The sequence below is a fragment of the Pseudomonas sp. TCU-HL1 genome (assembly GCF_001708505.1).
GTDB lineage: Bacteria > Pseudomonadota > Gammaproteobacteria > Pseudomonadales > Pseudomonadaceae > Metapseudomonas.
Genome location: NZ_CP015992.1, coordinates 344,013 through 359,489, shown reverse-complemented (window position 1 = coordinate 359,489; position 15,477 = coordinate 344,013). Strand labels below are relative to the sequence as shown.

Sequence of the window (15,477 nt, the reverse complement as noted above, 5' to 3'; positions counted from 1 at the left end):
TTCCCGACGGACATCATGGTTCCACCCCGATCCACCACCGGGCATGAGGAACACAACGATGAACGGCCTGAGCGATGTACGCCTGTCTCTCCACGCACGGGAACTGGAACAGGAGCAGCGCGCTCCTGTTGCACTGGCATCCACCCCGCAGGGCAACCGCTGGAGCCGTTTCTGGATGCGCCTGCGCACCCGCCGGCAGCTGCTGGCGCTGGACGAGCATGCCCTGCGGGACATCGGGCTGACCCGCGCCGAGGCGCTTGAAGAAGGCCTGAAACCCTTCTGGAAGGTCTAGCGGCAACGGCGGGCGCTCCGCTTCAGTAAAGGCGCGCCCGCTAACGCAGCAGGCTAGCCATACGCTGGATGGCGTCCTGCTGGGCGGACGCCAGCGCCAGCCCGCCACTGGCATCGAGCGCATCCAGCGGCGGCGCCAGCTTACGGTAGGCAACCAGTTGGTCGATGGGCGGAAGCTGCGCCACGCGTCCTTCCGCGCGCAAGGCGTGGTAGAGCCCGAGATTGACCAGGTCGATCAGGCCGAACCGGCCGCCGCTGTCGGCCTCCCATTGCCTGGCGCTGCGTACGATGTCGATGTAGCCCTGATCCACCGCCCATTTCTGCAGCACGATCACACTCAGGGACTTGCCGTATTCACGGCACAGTCGCGCATAGACGTCCGGACCCGGAACCTGGCTGGCGTCCTTGAAGGCGGAAAGCATCGCCAGTTCGCCGACGTCGCAGAGCAGGCTGGCGAGCAACGCATGATCCGGCGAAGGCAGGCCCAGGGGGCGAGCGAGCACGGCGCTGATGGCGGCCTGGCGCGTCAGCCGCTCCCAGACGCCGATGAACAGTTGCTTGTGGGCGGCACTGTGGAGGGTGAAGAGACTCTTCAGACTGTGGACCAGGGTGATGCGATCCACCTCTTGCAGGCCGAGCAGTCGGATCACGTCTTCCAGCGTCCTGGGCGGCGTGCTGGAGCGGAACATGATGCTGGAGGCGTGCTTCATCAGCAGCGCACTGAGGGCCGGGTCCTTGCTGATGACCTGCTTCAGCCGGACGACGGTGACGTTCGGATCAGCCAGGGCGCGGCGGATATCCAGGGTGATCATCGGCAGGCTGGGCAATTGCTCCTCGCCATTCATCAGCTGCGTGACCACCTTGCGGTAGATCGAGTAATCCGACACTGGCGCGCTCAATCCGCTTCCCCCCCCCATTTTTGTGGCAGCAGTGTAACCATGCCCCGCGCCCGCGCCCATGGGCGCGTCAATCTATTCGGATGGGCTGCTCAGGGCAGCGGCACAGCATAGGTTCTGGCAAGCTTTTTCAACCGACCATCGGTACGCATCTGGCGCAATACCCGGCCGATGTCATCGCGCAGTTGGCGGTGGGACTCGCCCCTGGGTAGTGCGAAGTAGCCGACCTGGGTATCGATGACCGGCTCCAGCCGGCGCACCTGGCTGGCGATGCCCAGCGCCTCGATACGCGGCCGGGAATCCCGCTCGTTGCTCGCCGCCAGGTCTACACGGTTGGCCATCAGCAGTTTGAACGCCAGCTCCACCGACGGCGCGACGTGCAAGTCGAGCTGGCCACGCATGGCGTCGAAGCGTTCGCCGTAGCTCCAGCCATGGATGATCGCGATGCGCTGCCCCATCAGGCTGGCCAGGCTGCCATCCCAGGCAGGGGACGCGTCGCTGCGGGCATAGAAAACCACGCTGTCGCGATAGAAGCCGGGCTCGGCGAACTGGAAGCGCCGTTCCCGCGCGACGGTGCGATAGGGGCCGATCAGCACATCGGCGCGGCCCTCCTCCACCAGCTTCTGCGCACGGGCCCACGGGTAGCTCTCGAAGCGCACCTGGTCGCCGAGGTCGCTGGCGATCGCACGCATCACGTCAACGCCCAGTCCGCTGGCTTCACCTTTCGCATCGAGAACGTAGAGGCCAGGGAACTCGGTGCCGACCGCGAGCAAGTCACGGCCATCGGCGAAGGGGACCAGGCCCAGCACCCAGAGAATGACGCTGAGGGTGCGGAAACTCGGACGCATGTCCGCGGACCTCGGTCGACTACTTACCTGAGCCTAGTCGGATGGACATCGCTTTTCATGTCCACCGCGCGCTCGAGCCAAACGCCGATGCCGGATCGATGAAGCGTGACCGCGGGACGGCCAGCTCAGGCCGGCAGCTCGCGCCAGGTGAGGTACACCCGCAGGTCGAACTCCAGTTGGTGGTAGCCGGGCAGCATGTGCTCGCAAAGCTGGTAGAACGCCTTGCTGTGATCGCGCTCCTTCAGGTGCGCCAACTCGTGGACCAGGATCATCCGCAGAAACTCCGGCGCGGCCTCCTTGAACAGCGAGGCGACGCGGATTTCCTTCTTCGCCTTGAGCTTGCCGCCCTGCACCCGCGAGATTGCCGTGTTCAGACCAAGGGCCTTGTGCACCACATCGAGCTTGTTGTCGTACAACACCTTGTCGGGTGCCGGCGCATTGCGCAGGTGCTCCTGTTTCAGGGACATGGCGTAGGTGTACAGCGCCTTGTCGCTCTGCACTTCATGACGCCCGGGATAACGGCGTTCCAGGTACTCACCCAGGCGCCCGGCGGCAATCATCTGGGCTATCTGTTCCTGGAGGCTGGCCGGGTAGCCGCGAAGGTACTTGAGAGGGGACATGACGGAACGCACGGAGCGGAAAAGGGCGACAGTCTACCCGAGCGCAGCCTTGCCAGCTCGTGATCGCGATGCCACGCCTCTGGCCCAGCGCATTGAGATCCAGTTCAGGTTTCCGGCATGTCCTTTCGTCGGCTCGTAGCAGCCAGGTCCAGCGGCACCGGCCAGAGCGTTTCAAAAAACCGGCACAGCCTCCCGAGAAAAATTCCTTATCGATCAACGCCAGTCATTTCCGGCCGCACACCCGCAGGCTATCGGGCGAAATGGCGCAATACTGGCCATCGGCATTGTTGGCATATTTTTGACGTCAACATGCCGACGGCCGGTAACTGACAAGCCCTGAGCACCTTCGTATAAAGCGCTCGCGAGACGGCCACAACGCCTTCGGACGACACGGCAGGCAACTGCCATCTGGCAACCCTCACTTTTGGTTCGAGCGCCACCGGCCGGAATGCCGCCCACTCCAGAGAGCGACGTGGATTCGCAGCGCCCGACTGGAAGTTCCTCTTGAGAACTCCGTCATGATCGACCTTTCCACCTGGAACCTGACACTCCCCGTTGGCGTGCCCGCCGTCACCATCGAGACGCCCCTGCTGGTGGGTGGCTACCGCGACTATTACTTCCAGAACGACAGTACCACCGTCCGCTTCTGGGTACCGGTCAATGGCACCACCACCGCCAACGCGATCTACCCACGCAGCGAACTGCGCGAAACCTGGGCCGACGGCACGCTGCGCAACTGGACGTACCCCAGCGCCGACAACCTGCTCAGCGCCAACCTCGCTGTCAGCCAGGTGCCCTCCACCGGCAAGCTGGTGATTGGCCAGATCCACGCTTACGGCAGCAGCAGCCCCATGCTCAAGCTGGAGTACCAGTTCAAGACCAAGACGCAGACGGCCAATATCGTCGCCAAGGTGCGCAACTCACCCAACGACGAAACCAGCGTGGTAATCCCGTTGCTCAGCAGCATTCCTCTGAACCAGCGTTTCAGCTACGTGATCGACCTGTCACCGCAGGGCCTGCTCAGCGTGATGGTCAACGGCAGCCTGTGGAGCCAGCAGCTCTCCACGGCCTGGGCGCCGAAGCCGCTGTACTTCAAGGCCGGGGTGTATGCGCAGGACAACGAGGGGTATGAGACGGAAGCAGGAGCGGCGACCTTCTACAGCCTGAAGATCGAGCATCGGGCACCCTAAGCCCCTCACCCCCGGCTCCTCTCCCTGATGGAGAGGGGTGACTCGCGCCTGGAGCTTTTGTATCTGCCGCAAGTTCGGAGTGGTTTCTGGGGCAGGCACTCAATCGTGGCACGGTTTAGTTCCCCTCGCCCTTCAGGGAGAGGGGCTGGGGGAGAGGGTAACGGGCTCGACACAGCGCGCCAGAGCCTTGGGATCGAGCAACGAGCAGGGATCACCGCCCAGATAGCTGCGATACACCTTGAGCAGGTCCCCCTCGCTGATCCGGCAATCCCCCGCCGGGCACTGGCTGGCGAACTCGAAGCGCCCGGTGGGCGGGTCGGCCAGACGGATCTTCAACGACGGCCAACCGGACGGTTTTGCCGCCGACGGCGTGAACAGCCAGGCACCCTTGCGCTGCACCAGGGCCCCTCCCGCCTCGGCATAGTCGAAGACGAACATCAAGGTGCGGGAGGTCTTGGTGGTGCAGTCGGTGCGATCCAGGCACTGCTGCGGATCACTGGACATCGGCTCGGGCGGCGGCGCAGGTGCCACCGGCGCTTGGCCGGCACAGCCTGCGAGCAGCAGGGTGATACCCATCATCAGGGGCAGGCGCATCGGGAACTCCTTATGCCGGATACGAAAGAGCCCCGCATTGCGGGGCTCCTCGTGAAGCGGTACGGGATCAGTTGACCTTGGCGGTCAGCTCACCCTTGGCGTAACGCGCGTACATGCCATCCAGGGAGATCGGCTTGATCTTGGAGGCGTTGCCGGCGGTGCCGAAGGCTTCATAGCGGGCGATGCAGATGTCACGCATGGCTTCGACGGTCTTGGCGAAGTATTTGCGCGGATCGAACTCGGCCGGATTCTTGGCCAGGAAGCTGCGGATGGCACCGGTGGATGCCAGGCGCAGGTCGGTGTCGATGTTCACCTTGCGCACGCCGTGCTTGATGCCTTCGACGATTTCCTCGACCGGAACGCCGTAGGTTTCCTTAATCTCGCCACCGAACTCGTTGATGATGGCCAGCCAGTCCTGCGGTACGGAGGACGAACCGTGCATCACCAGGTGAGTGTTGGGAATGCGCTTGTGGATTTCCTTGATGCGATCGATGGCGAGGATGTCGCCGGTCGGCGGCTTGGTGAACTTGTAGGCGCCGTGGCTGGTGCCGATGGCGATGGCCAGGGCGTCCACCTGGGTCTTCTTGACAAAGTCGGCGGCCTCTTCCGGGTCGGTCAGCATCTGGCTGTGGTCCAGGATGCCTTCGGCGCCAACGCCGTCTTCTTCACCGGCCTGGCCGGTTTCCAGGGAGCCCAGGCAACCCAGTTCGCCTTCCACCGATACGCCGCAGGCGTGGGCAAAGGCAACGGTCTGCTGGGTGACGCGGACGTTGTATTCGTAGTCGGACGGGGTCTTGCCGTCTTCACGCAGGGAGCCGTCCATCATCACGGAGGAGAAGCCCAGCTGGATGGAGCGCTGGCAGACGTCGGGGCTGGTGCCGTGGTCCTGGTGCATGCACACCGGGATGTGCGGGAATTCTTCGATGGCAGCCAGGATCAAGTGGCGCAGGAAGGGGGCGCCGGCATATTTGCGGGCACCGGCGGAGGCCTGCACGATCACCGGGGAATCGGTCTTGTCGGCCGCTTCCATGATGGCGCGCATCTGTTCCAGGTTGTTGACGTTGAAAGCCGGTACGCCGTAGCCGAATTCGGCGGCGTGATCCAGCATCTGGCGCATGCTGATGAGTGCCATGGTGTTTCAGTCTCCCGATTGGGTGGGCTGTCAAATTGCAAAGCCTGCCGCAGGGGCAGGCCGGGTTCAAGTTCCCGGAGAGGAGCGGTCATCCGCCCCGGAAGAATCAATCTGTTTCAGAGTGCCCGCTCACGATCTCGCGAGCTAGAGAAGAGCAAGGCGAAAATGGCTGAGGAAGCGGAGTTTACAAGTTGTAAATGAGCATTACTCGCTCCGCTCGCCCTTCGGGCCGCGCTAAAGCGCGTTAGCCGCAAGCGGCTTTCCGAAGCCATTTTCAACGCCGCTATTCCGACGCGCAGCAGATCGTTCAAGGTGCCTTGCAGCCGCGACCGATCAGATCGTCGGTCGCCACCCAGTACACCAGACCTTCGTCACCCTTGGTGTGGAAGGCCAGACTGCCGTCGCTGTAGAGCAGGCCGGAGCCGGAGGGCTCCTGCCTCAGGCGGTGGACGATGTCGCCACCGCCCAGGCGCAGGTCGACGCTCTCCTTGCCTGCATCGGCGAAGCGCCAGAGCACTTCGGTCTGGCTGTCGCAGACCCAGCGAGTCCAGTCATCACTCGGCGCCTGCTGACCGGCACAACCGGCCACCAGGGCCATCGCGGCAAGGGCAAATACGGCTCTCATACGAATCTCCTTCCCTGCACCCGGGAGCAGCGACGCCCCCGGTGATTCATGCCTTGGCGCGTTGTTCCAGTACTTCCACGGCCGGCAGCACCTTGCCCTCGACGAACTCGAGGAAAGCGCCACCACCGGTGGAGATGTAGGAGATTTGCTCGCCCACGCCGTACTTGTCGATCGCCGCCAGGGTGTCGCCACCGCCCGCGATGGAGAAGGCCGGGCTTTCGGCGATGGCCAGGGCCAGGACCTTGGTGCCGTTGCCGAACTGGTCGAACTCGAATACGCCCACCGGGCCGTTCCAGAGGATGGTCTTCGAGGACTTCAGCAGCTCGGCGAACTGGGCAGCGGTCTGCGGACCGATATCCAGGATCATGTCGTCGTCCGCTACGTCGGCAATGGCCTTGACGGTAGCCGCGGCGCTTTCGGCAAACTCCTTGGCAACTACCACGTCCACCGGCAGTGGCACGCTGACCTTGGCGGCGATGGCCTTGGCGGTGTCGACCAGATCAGCCTCGTACAGGGATTTGCCGACCTTGTAGCCCGCAGCTGCGAGGAAGGTGTTGGCGATGCCGCCGCCGACGATCAGCTGGTCGCAGATCTGCGACAGGGAATTCAGTACGTCCAGCTTGGTGGACACCTTGGAACCGGCCACGATGGCGGCCATCGGACGGGCCGGGTTACCCAGGGCCTTACCCAGGGCGTCCAGCTCGGCCGCCAGCAGCGGGCCGGCAGCAGCGACCTTGGCGAACTTGGCCACGCCGTGGGTGGAACCCTCGGCGCGATGGGCGGTACCGAAGGCGTCCATCACGAAGACGTCGCACAGGGCGGCGTACTGCTGGGCCAGCTCATCGGCGTTCTTCTTCTCGCCCTTGTTGAAGCGCACGTTCTCGAACAGCACCACCTGGCCGGGGGCGACGTCGACGCCACCCAGGTAGTCGGCCAACAGCGGCACTTCACGGCCCAGGGCCTTGCTCAGGTAGTCGGCCACCGGTTTCAGGCTGTTCTCTTCGGAGAACTCACCCTCGGTGGGACGGCCCAGGTGGGAGCAGACCATTACCGCCGCGCCCTTCTCCAGTGCCAGCTTGATGGTCGGCAGGGAAGCGAGGATGCGCGCGTCGCTTTTCACGACGCCGTCCTTCACCGGCACGTTGAGATCCTCACGGATCAGCACGCGCTTACCCTGGAGGTCGAGGTCGGTCATTTTCAACACGGTCATGGGGTCAGTCCTTCACGGGGGCTGGTTGTTAACGAGAAGCAGCGGAAACGCGCAGATAGTGGTCCGCGGTGTCGAGCATACGGTTGGCGAAGCCCCATTCGTTGTCGAACCAGGCCAGCAGGTTGACCAGGCGTGGGCCGGACACGCGGGTCTGGCTGCCGTCGACGATGGCGGAATGAGGGTCGTGGTTGAAATCGCAGCTGGCGTGGGGCAGCTCGGTGTAGGCCAGGAGGCCCTTCAGCGGACCACTTTCGGCAGCCTCGCGGAGCACGCGATTGATTTCGGCGGCCGACGTGTCGCGGGCGGTCTGCAGGGTGATGTCCAGGCAGGACACATTCACCGTGGGCACGCGAACGGCCTTGGCCTGGATGCGCCCGGTGAGCTCGGGCAGCAGGCGCTCGATGCCCCGCGCAAGGCCGGTGGACACCGGAATCACCGACTGGAACGCAGAACGGGTGCGGCGCAAGTCTTCGTGGTGGTAGGCATCGATCACGGGCTGGTCGTTCATCGCCGAGTGGATGGTGGTAATGGAGACGTATTCCAGACCCACGGACTCGTTGAGAAGTTTCAGCAGCGGCACACCACAGTTGGTGGTGCAGGACGCGTTGGACACCAGTTTCTCGGTGCCGGTCAGGCTGTCCTGGTTGACGCCAAAGACGATGGTGGCATCGATGTCCGCCTCGCTGCTCATTGGCTGCGACAGCAGCACCCGGGGCGCGCCGGCAGCCAGGAATCGCTCGGCCTGCTGGCGATGGGTGTACTGGCCGGAGCACTCCAGCACCAGATCCACATCCAGGGCGGCCCAGTCGATACCCTCCGGCTCGGCGTGGCGCAGCACTTTCACGCAGTCGCCATTGATATGCAGGCAATCGCCATCCACACGCACTTCACCGGGGAAGCGGCCATGGGTGGAGTCGAAGCGGGTCAGGTACTCGATGCTGGCCTGGTCGGCCAGGTCATTGAGCGCAACGATCTCGAAACTCGCTCCGCCACTGCGCTCATGAAGCGCGCGCAGCACGCAACGGCCAATGCGGCCGTAGCCATTGAGGGCGACTTTGAAGGGGCGATTGCTAGGCATGGGGCGCTCGCAAGGCTGGGGGTAGGAAACCCTGTAGGAGCGAGCTTTGCTCGCGAACCCTGCGCGAAGCAAAAAGCTTCGCGAGCAGCGCTCGCTCCTACGAACGGGTCAGACGTCCAGCAGTTCTTCGGCGGTGGCGACGATGTTGTCGACGGTGAAGCCGAAGTGCTCGAACAGCGCGGCAGCCGGGGCCGACTCACCGAAGGTGGTCATGCCGATCACGCGGCCTTCCAGGCCGACGTACTTGTACCAGAAGTCGGCGTGGGCGGCCTCGATGGCAATCCGCGCGCCAACCTGTACCGGCAGCACGGCCTGCTTGTAGGCGGCGTCTTGCTGGTCGAACAGGCTGGTGGACGGCATGGACACCACGCGCACCTTGCTGCCGGCTGCGGTCATCGCCTCGAAGGCCTGGACAGCCAGACCCACTTCGGAGCCGGTGGCGATCAGGATCAGCTCCGGTTCGCCGTCGCAGTCCTTCAGCACGTAGCCGCCACGGGCGATGTTCGCCACCTGGGCGGCGTCACGAGCCTGGTGGGGCAGGTTCTGGCGGGAGAAGATCAGCGCGCTCGGGCCGTCGTTGCGCTCGATGGAAGACTTCCAGGCCACGGCGGATTCCACCGCGTCGGCCGGACGCCAGGTGTTCAGGTTCGGGGTGCAGCGCAGGCTGGCCAACTGCTCCACCGGCTGGTGGGTCGGGCCGTCTTCGCCAAGGCCGATGGAGTCGTGGGTGTAGACGAACAGCACGCGCTTCTTCATCAGCGCGGCCATGCGCACCGCGTTGCAGGCGTATTCCATGAACACCAGGAAGGTGGCGCCATAGGGAATGAAGCCGCCGTGCAGGGCGATACCGTTCATGATGGCGCTCATGCCGAACTCACGAACGCCGTAGAACAGGTAGTTGCCGGAAGCATCCTCGGCGGACACACCCTTGCAGCCCTTCCACAGGGTCAGGTTGGAACCGGCCAGGTCAGCCGAACCGCCGAGGAATTCCGGCAGCAGCGGGCCGAAGGCGTTCAGGGCGTTCTGGCTGGCCTTGCGGCTGGCGATGGTTTCGCCCTTGGCGGCAACTTCAGCGATGTAGGCATCGGCCTTGGCGGAGAAGTCGGCCGGCAGCTGGCCCTTGATACGGCGCTGGAACTCGGCGGCCAGTTCCGGGTGAGCGGCGGCGTAGGCGGCGAAACGCTCGTTCCACTCGGCCTCACGGGCGGCGCCGGCGGCCGTGGCGTCCCACTCGGCATAGATGTCGGCCGGGACTTCGAAGGGTGCGTGGTTCCAGCCCAAGGCAGCGCGGGTCAGGGCGATTTCGTCGTTGCCCAGCGGCGCGCCGTGGCACTCTTCCTTGCCCTGCTTGTTCGGCGAGCCGAAGCCGATCACGGTCTTGCAGCAGATCAGGGTCGGACGGTCGCTGGACTTGCGCGCGGTCTCGATAGCGGTCTTGATCTCGTCGGCATCATGGCCGTCGACGTTGCGGATCACCTGCCAGCCGTAGGCTTCGAAGCGCTTCGGGGTGTCGTCAGTGAACCAGCCATGGACTTCGCCATCGATGGAAATGCCGTTGTCGTCGTAGAAGGCAACCAGCTTGCCCAGGCCGAGGGTACCGGCCAGGGCGCAGACTTCGTGGGAAATGCCTTCCATCATGCAGCCATCGCCGAGGAACACGTAGGTGTTGTGATCGACGATGTTGTGGCCTTCGCGGTTGAACTGGGCAGCCAGGGTCTTTTCGGCGATGGCGAAGCCAACGGCGTTGGCGAGGCCCTGCCCCAGCGGACCCGTGGTGGTTTCCACGCCGGCGGTGTAGCCGTATTCCGGGTGACCCGGGGTGCGGCTGCCGAGCTGGCGGAAGCTCTTCAGGTCTTCGATGGTGAGGTCGTAGCCGCTCAGGTGCAGCAGCGAGTAGTTCAGCATCGAGCCGTGGCCGTTGGACAGCACGAAGCGATCACGGTTGGGCCATTCGGGGTTGTTCGGGTTGTGCTGCAGGTAATCCCGCCAGAGCACTTCGGCGATATCGGCCATTCCCATGGGGGCGCCGGGGTGGCCGCTGTTGGCTTTCTGCACAGCATCCATGCTCAGGGCACGAATGGCATTGGCACGCTCACGACGGCTGGGCATCGCTTATCTCCTGCAGGTCTGAATAGACGGCTAATCGAAAAAAGGCCGCTATTTTCGCCCAGCCGGCAGGTCGCGGGCAATCACAGATGGTCGCAGTTTCACCGGTCAGTTGCGCAAAAGCCCGGCTGACCGCCGATCACCCAATATCAAAACTTTTTGATATTGGCATTGCGACGGCCGGGACCGGGGGCTAGACTGCGCCACCTATGAGCCTGCGCGTACCCCAGATCCGCCATGACGACAGCGACGAGCTGGCCGCCCTGTGCAAAGCCGGCGGCGATCCGCTGCGCCTGAACGTGCTGCGGGTACTGGCCAACGACTCGTTCGGCGTGCTGGAGCTGACACAGATTTTCGCCACCGGCCAGTCCGGCATGAGTCACCACCTCAAGGTGCTGTCCCAGGCGGGCCTGGTGGCCACCCGGCGCGAAGGCAACGCGATCTTCTACCGCCGCGCCCTGGCGCAGAACGAACGGGTCGGCGGCATCTTGCACGCGGCCCTGCTGGCCGAAGTGGACGACCTGGAGCTGCCGGCCGATATCGCCGGGCGCATTGCCGAAGTGCACGCCCAGCGCGAAGCGGTCAGCCGCGACTTCTTCGCCCGTGCGGCGGAAAAATTCCAGGCGCAGCAAGACCTCATCGCAGGATTGCCGCAATACCGTGACAGCGTGCTGGCATTGCTCGACGCACTGGGTTTCGAATCCGGCGCCACTGCACTGGAGGTCGGCCCCGGCGACGGCGGGTTCCTGCCGGACCTGGCGCGGCGCTTCAGCCAGGTCACGGCGCTGGACAACAGCCCGGCCATGCTGGAACTGGCGCGCATGCGTTGCAACGAAGAAGGCCTCGACAACGTCGAGCTGCGACTGACCGATGCCCTGAATGACGAGCAGGCGGCCGCCGACTGCGTGGTGCTGAACATGGTCCTGCACCATTTCGCGGCGCCGGCCGATGCGATGAAACAATTGGCCCAGCGAGTGCAGCCAGGCGGCGCACTGCTGGTGACCGAGTTGTGCAGCCACAACCAGAGTTGGGCCAGGGAGGCCTGCGGCGATCTATGGTTGGGCTTCGAACAGGACGACCTGGCCCGTTGGGCCAATGCCGCGGGGCTCACGCCCGGCGAGAGCCTCTACATTGGCTTGCGAAACGGCTTTCAGATTCAGGTGCGGCACTTCGCCAAACCGGACTCACGAAGCGAACTCACCCACCGGTAACGAATAGGAAAACCGATAGATGAGCGAATACTCCCTGTTTACCTCCGAATCCGTGTCCGAAGGCCATCCGGACAAGATCGCCGACCAGATTTCCGATGCCGTCCTCGACGCCATCATCGCCCAGGACAAGCACGCCCGCGTTGCCTGCGAAACCCTGGTCAAGACCGGCGTTGCGATCATCGCCGGTGAAGTCACCACCTCCGCCTGGGTCGACCTGGAAGAGCTGGTGCGCAAGGTCATCATCGACATTGGCTACAACAGCTCCGACGTCGGCTTCGACGGTGCCACCTGCGGCATCCTGAACATCATTGGCAAGCAGTCCCCGGACATCAACCAGGGCGTCGACCGCTCCAAGCCGGAAGACCAGGGCGCCGGTGACCAGGGCCTGATGTTCGGCTATGCCAGCAACGAAACCGACGTGCTGATGCCCGCCCCGATCTGCTTCTCCCACCGTCTGGTGGAGCGCCAGGCCGAAGCCCGCAAGTCCGGCCTGCTGCCGTGGCTGCGTCCGGACGCCAAGAGCCAGGTCACCTGCCGCTACGAGAACGGCAAGGTCGTCGGCATCGACGCTATCGTACTGTCCACCCAGCACAACCCGGACGTGAAGTACTCCGACCTGCGCGAAGGCGTGATGGAACTGATCGTCAAGCACGTGCTGCCGGCCGAGCTGCTGCACAAGGACACCCAGTTCCACATCAACCCGACCGGCAACTTCGTGATCGGCGGCCCGGTGGGCGACTGCGGCCTGACCGGTCGCAAGATCATCGTCGACTCCTACGGCGGCATGGCCCGTCACGGTGGCGGCGCGTTCTCCGGCAAGGACCCGTCCAAGGTTGACCGCTCCGCTGCCTACGCCGGCCGCTACGTGGCCAAGAACATCGTCGCCGCTGGCCTGGCCGAGCGCTGCGAGATCCAGGTGTCCTACGCCATCGGCGTGGCCCTGCCGACCTCCATCTCGATCAACACCTTCGGCACCGGCAAGATCAGCGACGAGAAGATCGTGCAGCTGGTTCGCGAGCACTTCGACCTGCGTCCATACGCGATCACCAAGATGCTCGACCTGCTGCACCCGATGTACCAGCCGACTGCGGCCTACGGCCACTTCGGTCGCAATCCCTATGAAATGACCTACGGTGACGACACCTTCACCACGTTCACCTGGGAAAAGACCGACAAGGCCGAAGCCCTGCGCATTGCCGCTGGCCTCTAAGCCCTGACCGATCGGCAGAAAGCCCCGCCTCGTGCGGGGCTTTTTGTTGGGCGCACTTCGGCAATCCCCATTCCCCACAACGAACCACGCCGAAACGGACAAGGGATTCAGCGCCCGTCTATTCGCCCAGTTCCTAGACTGGCTGCCTCCCCCACGAGCATGGAGGCTCGCCATGAAAGCCTGGATTTCCGCTCCATTACTCCTGCCCTGCCTCGCCCTGGCCAACGCCTGCCCCGACTGGCCGGCAGACCGAGCCAACGCCGAACTCGACGCTCTCACCAGGCGCATCGCCGACTGGGACTTCGCCTATCACCACGAGGGGCACTCGGCGGTGGACGACGAACTCTACGACCAGGCCCGCGCCCGCCTTGCGCGGTTGAGCAGCTGCTTTCCCGTCGCGGCATTGCCGGTTCGCGATCCCCTGGCCGGGAGCGACGGCAAGGTCCGCCATCCCGCGGCCCAGACCGGTCTGGACAAGTTGCGCGACATAAACGAACTGCGCCGCTGGATGGGTCAGCGGCGCGACCTCTGGGTACAGCCCAAGGTGGACGGGGTGGCCGTGACGCTGGTGTACCGCGAAAGCCGACTGGTGCAAGTCATCAGCCGCGGGGATGGCCGTCACGGACAGGACTGGACCCCGCATGCAGGACGCATCGCGGCAGTTCCCCAGAAGCTGGCCGGCATTGGCGACGGCGTGCTGCAGGGCGAACTTTTCTGGCACCTGCCAGATCACGTTCAGGCAGAGCGTGGCGGCCAAGGGGCACGCGGAAAGGTGGCCGGCCTGCTCAATCGACGCAAGCTGACCAGACGCGATGCCAGTGGCATCGGCCTCTTCATCTGGGACTGGCCGGATGGGCCGGTGCAGATGGAAATGCGCCTGCAAGGCCTGCAGGCCATGGGTTTCACCGATGCCGAGGCGCTGACCCGTCCCGTCGCAAGCGCCGACGAAATCGCCCACTGGCGAGATCACTGGTACCGGTCGCCGCTACCGTTTGCCAGCGACGGTATCGTCATTCGCCAGGGCACCCGGCCTGCGGCACGACGGTGGAAGCCGCAACCGCCGAACTGGGCCATCGCCTGGAAGTACCCCTTCGCCAAGGCACTGGCGGAAGTACGCGCCGTGGAGTTCAAGGTGGGCCGCACGGGCCGGGTCACGCCCCTGCTCCAGCTGGAGCCGGTGACGCTGGATGACCGCCGCATCCAGCGGGTCGGGCTCGGCTCCCTGCAACGCTGGCGGCAACTGGATGTTCGCCCAGGCGACCAGGTGGCCATTGCCCTGGCCGGCCTCACCATCCCAAGGCTGGAATCAGTGGTACTGCGCGCCGCCGAACGCCTGCCCGTGGAGGCGCCCGACAGTCGCCAGTACCACGCGCTGAGCTGCTTTCGCCGCAGCCCCGGCTGCGAGGCGCAGTTCCTCGCACGCCTGGACTGGCTGGGCGGACCCGGAGGCCTGGCATTGGCCGGCGTGGGCCGCGGCACCTGGGCCAGCCTTGCGCTGGACGGCCTGCTCGACTGGCTGGCACTGGACGCACCCGGACTGGCGGCCCGGCCGGGAATCGGCGCTGCCCGCGCAACGGCACTGGCGCAACGCTTCGACGAAGCCCGAAATAGGCCCTTTGCGCGATGGCTCAAGGCCCTGGGGATTCCGCCGACAGGCTCGGCAAAGCTGGAAGGTGACTGGTCGAGCCTGAGCAGCCGGACGGCGGCGGATTGGCAACAGATGGAAGGCCTGGGCCCGGCCAGGGCCGAACAGCTTGCGGCGTTCTTCCAGCACCCGGAGGTACGGGTGCTGGCGGAGCGGCTTCAGGCCGAAGGGGTGGCAGGCTTCGGGGCGCCTCAGTAAGCGCGGAATTCCTTGTGGCAGGCTTCGCAGCTGTCTTCCACCTTCTGCACCAGGGACGCCATGCCCTGGGCGGTCAGCGGGCGGGCCTGAGTGGCACTGGCAAGCTGGCCGGTGCTGGCCTCGAGCTCGCGCACCAGTTGCTGGAAGCGCTCCTGGCGCTGCCAGACTTCATCGCGCGCGGCGCTGTCGTCATCGCCTTCCTGGGCCTGCGGGAAATGCTGCCAGGGCTGGCGGGAGAGTTGATCGAGCTTGGCCGCTCCCGTGGCGAAGCGCTGCTCATCGAAGCTGATGCGGCCACGCAGCATGCCGCCGAGGTCTTCACTGGTGCGCAGCATTTCCTTGAAGATCACCTGGCGCTTGCCCAGCGGCGAATTGGGGTCCACGCCACCGCAGGCGGCAAGACTCAGACAGGCGGCAGCAAGGATGAAAAACTTCTTGGCGTTCATCGGCAGGATCACGGGGCAGGCTGAAGGCGGGCGACAGGGTACTCCCTGCCGCCCGGCAATTGCCAAGCCAGGCGACAGTTTGTCGCAGACCGATGAAGGCCTGATCAACCCCGCGCCAGCCTGCGTTTCCCGCCAGAACGGCGTCATTTCACCTGGAAGAAAATCCGATGAACAGTC

Annotated in this window: 15 protein-coding genes; 5 read left to right on the top strand and 10 right to left on the bottom strand. The window is 64.7% G+C overall.

What is annotated here, in order from left to right; all coding sequences use genetic code 11:
- The first annotated feature begins 58 nt into the window (after positions 1 to 58).
- A complete protein-coding gene (locus THL1_RS01685) occupies positions 59 to 292 on the top strand; it encodes a DUF1127 domain-containing protein (RefSeq protein ID WP_069081659.1) in 234 nt (77 codons plus the stop codon).
- Between the two features lie 40 nt (positions 293 to 332).
- Here THL1_RS01685 and THL1_RS01680 read toward each other — a convergent pair whose 3' ends face one another.
- From THL1_RS01680 to THL1_RS01670, 3 genes are all read right to left on the bottom strand, one after another.
- Positions 333 to 1,178 carry an HDOD domain-containing protein gene (locus THL1_RS01680; RefSeq protein WP_237234753.1) on the bottom strand — a complete coding sequence of 282 codons (846 nt, stop codon included), beginning with the start codon at positions 1,176 to 1,178 and terminating at the stop codon, positions 333 to 335.
- Between the two features lie 101 nt (positions 1,179 to 1,279).
- Complete coding sequence (locus tag THL1_RS01675) at positions 1,280 to 2,035, bottom strand: substrate-binding periplasmic protein (RefSeq protein WP_069081657.1); 756 nt, start codon at positions 2,033 to 2,035, stop codon at positions 1,280 to 1,282.
- Positions 2,036 to 2,160: 125 nt separating this feature from the next.
- Positions 2,161 to 2,655 (bottom strand): YgjP-like metallopeptidase domain-containing protein, encoded by a 495-nt coding sequence (locus tag THL1_RS01670; protein ID WP_069081656.1) that lies wholly within the window; start codon positions 2,653 to 2,655, stop codon positions 2,161 to 2,163.
- A gap of 518 nt (positions 2,656 to 3,173) precedes the next feature.
- On the opposite strand from THL1_RS01670, the gene THL1_RS01665 reads away from it, so the two are divergent.
- On the top strand, positions 3,174 to 3,845 hold the full coding sequence (locus tag THL1_RS01665; protein WP_069081655.1) for a polysaccharide lyase family 7 protein: 672 nt from the start codon (positions 3,174 to 3,176) through the stop codon (positions 3,843 to 3,845).
- 132 nt (positions 3,846 to 3,977) lie between these two features.
- Here THL1_RS01665 and THL1_RS01660 read toward each other — a convergent pair whose 3' ends face one another.
- From THL1_RS01660 to tkt, 6 genes are all read right to left on the bottom strand, one after another.
- The gene (locus THL1_RS01660) at positions 3,978 to 4,439 is read right to left on the bottom strand and encodes a hypothetical protein (RefSeq protein ID WP_069081654.1); all 462 of its coding nucleotides are present in this window, start codon (positions 4,437 to 4,439) and stop codon (positions 3,978 to 3,980) included.
- Between the two features lie 67 nt (positions 4,440 to 4,506).
- Positions 4,507 to 5,571 carry a class II fructose-bisphosphate aldolase gene (gene fba, locus THL1_RS01655; protein WP_069081653.1) on the bottom strand — a complete coding sequence of 355 codons (1,065 nt, stop codon included), beginning with the start codon at positions 5,569 to 5,571 and terminating at the stop codon, positions 4,507 to 4,509.
- A 307-nt stretch (positions 5,572 to 5,878) separates the two neighbouring features.
- Positions 5,879 to 6,196, bottom strand: coding sequence for an MliC family protein (locus tag THL1_RS01650; protein WP_069081652.1), 318 nt, complete (start codon positions 6,194 to 6,196; stop codon positions 5,879 to 5,881).
- A 46-nt stretch (positions 6,197 to 6,242) separates the two neighbouring features.
- Positions 6,243 to 7,406 carry a phosphoglycerate kinase gene (locus tag THL1_RS01645; RefSeq protein ID WP_069081651.1) on the bottom strand — a complete coding sequence of 388 codons (1,164 nt, stop codon included), beginning with the start codon at positions 7,404 to 7,406 and terminating at the stop codon, positions 6,243 to 6,245.
- A 28-nt stretch (positions 7,407 to 7,434) separates the two neighbouring features.
- The gene (gene epd / locus THL1_RS01640) at positions 7,435 to 8,484 is read right to left on the bottom strand and encodes an erythrose-4-phosphate dehydrogenase (protein ID WP_069081650.1); all 1,050 of its coding nucleotides are present in this window, start codon (positions 8,482 to 8,484) and stop codon (positions 7,435 to 7,437) included.
- 108 nt (positions 8,485 to 8,592) lie between these two features.
- Entirely contained in the window at positions 8,593 to 10,593 is a 2,001-nt protein-coding gene (tkt, locus tag THL1_RS01635; RefSeq protein WP_069081649.1) for a transketolase, read from the bottom strand.
- A gap of 206 nt (positions 10,594 to 10,799) precedes the next feature.
- Between tkt and THL1_RS01630 the strand changes: the two genes are divergently transcribed.
- The 3 genes from THL1_RS01630 (at position 10,800) to ligB (ending at position 14,854) form a co-directional block, all read left to right on the top strand.
- Complete coding sequence (locus THL1_RS01630; RefSeq protein WP_069081648.1) at positions 10,800 to 11,801, top strand: ArsR/SmtB family transcription factor; 1,002 nt, start codon at positions 10,800 to 10,802, stop codon at positions 11,799 to 11,801.
- 19 nt (positions 11,802 to 11,820) lie between these two features.
- Positions 11,821 to 13,011: a methionine adenosyltransferase gene (gene metK, locus THL1_RS01625; RefSeq protein ID WP_069081647.1), complete on the top strand. Its 1,191-nt coding sequence runs from the start codon at positions 11,821 to 11,823 to the stop codon at positions 13,009 to 13,011.
- A gap of 172 nt (positions 13,012 to 13,183) precedes the next feature.
- Positions 13,184 to 14,854: an NAD-dependent DNA ligase LigB gene (gene ligB / locus THL1_RS01620; RefSeq protein ID WP_069081646.1), complete on the top strand. Its 1,671-nt coding sequence runs from the start codon at positions 13,184 to 13,186 to the stop codon at positions 14,852 to 14,854.
- Here ligB and THL1_RS01615 read toward each other — a convergent pair.
- The gene (locus THL1_RS01615; RefSeq protein ID WP_069086378.1) at positions 14,848 to 15,300 is read right to left on the bottom strand and encodes a c-type cytochrome; all 453 of its coding nucleotides are present in this window, start codon (positions 15,298 to 15,300) and stop codon (positions 14,848 to 14,850) included. The two genes, ligB and THL1_RS01615, sit on opposite strands and share 7 nt — an antisense overlap.
- Positions 15,301 to 15,477 lie beyond the last annotated feature (177 nt).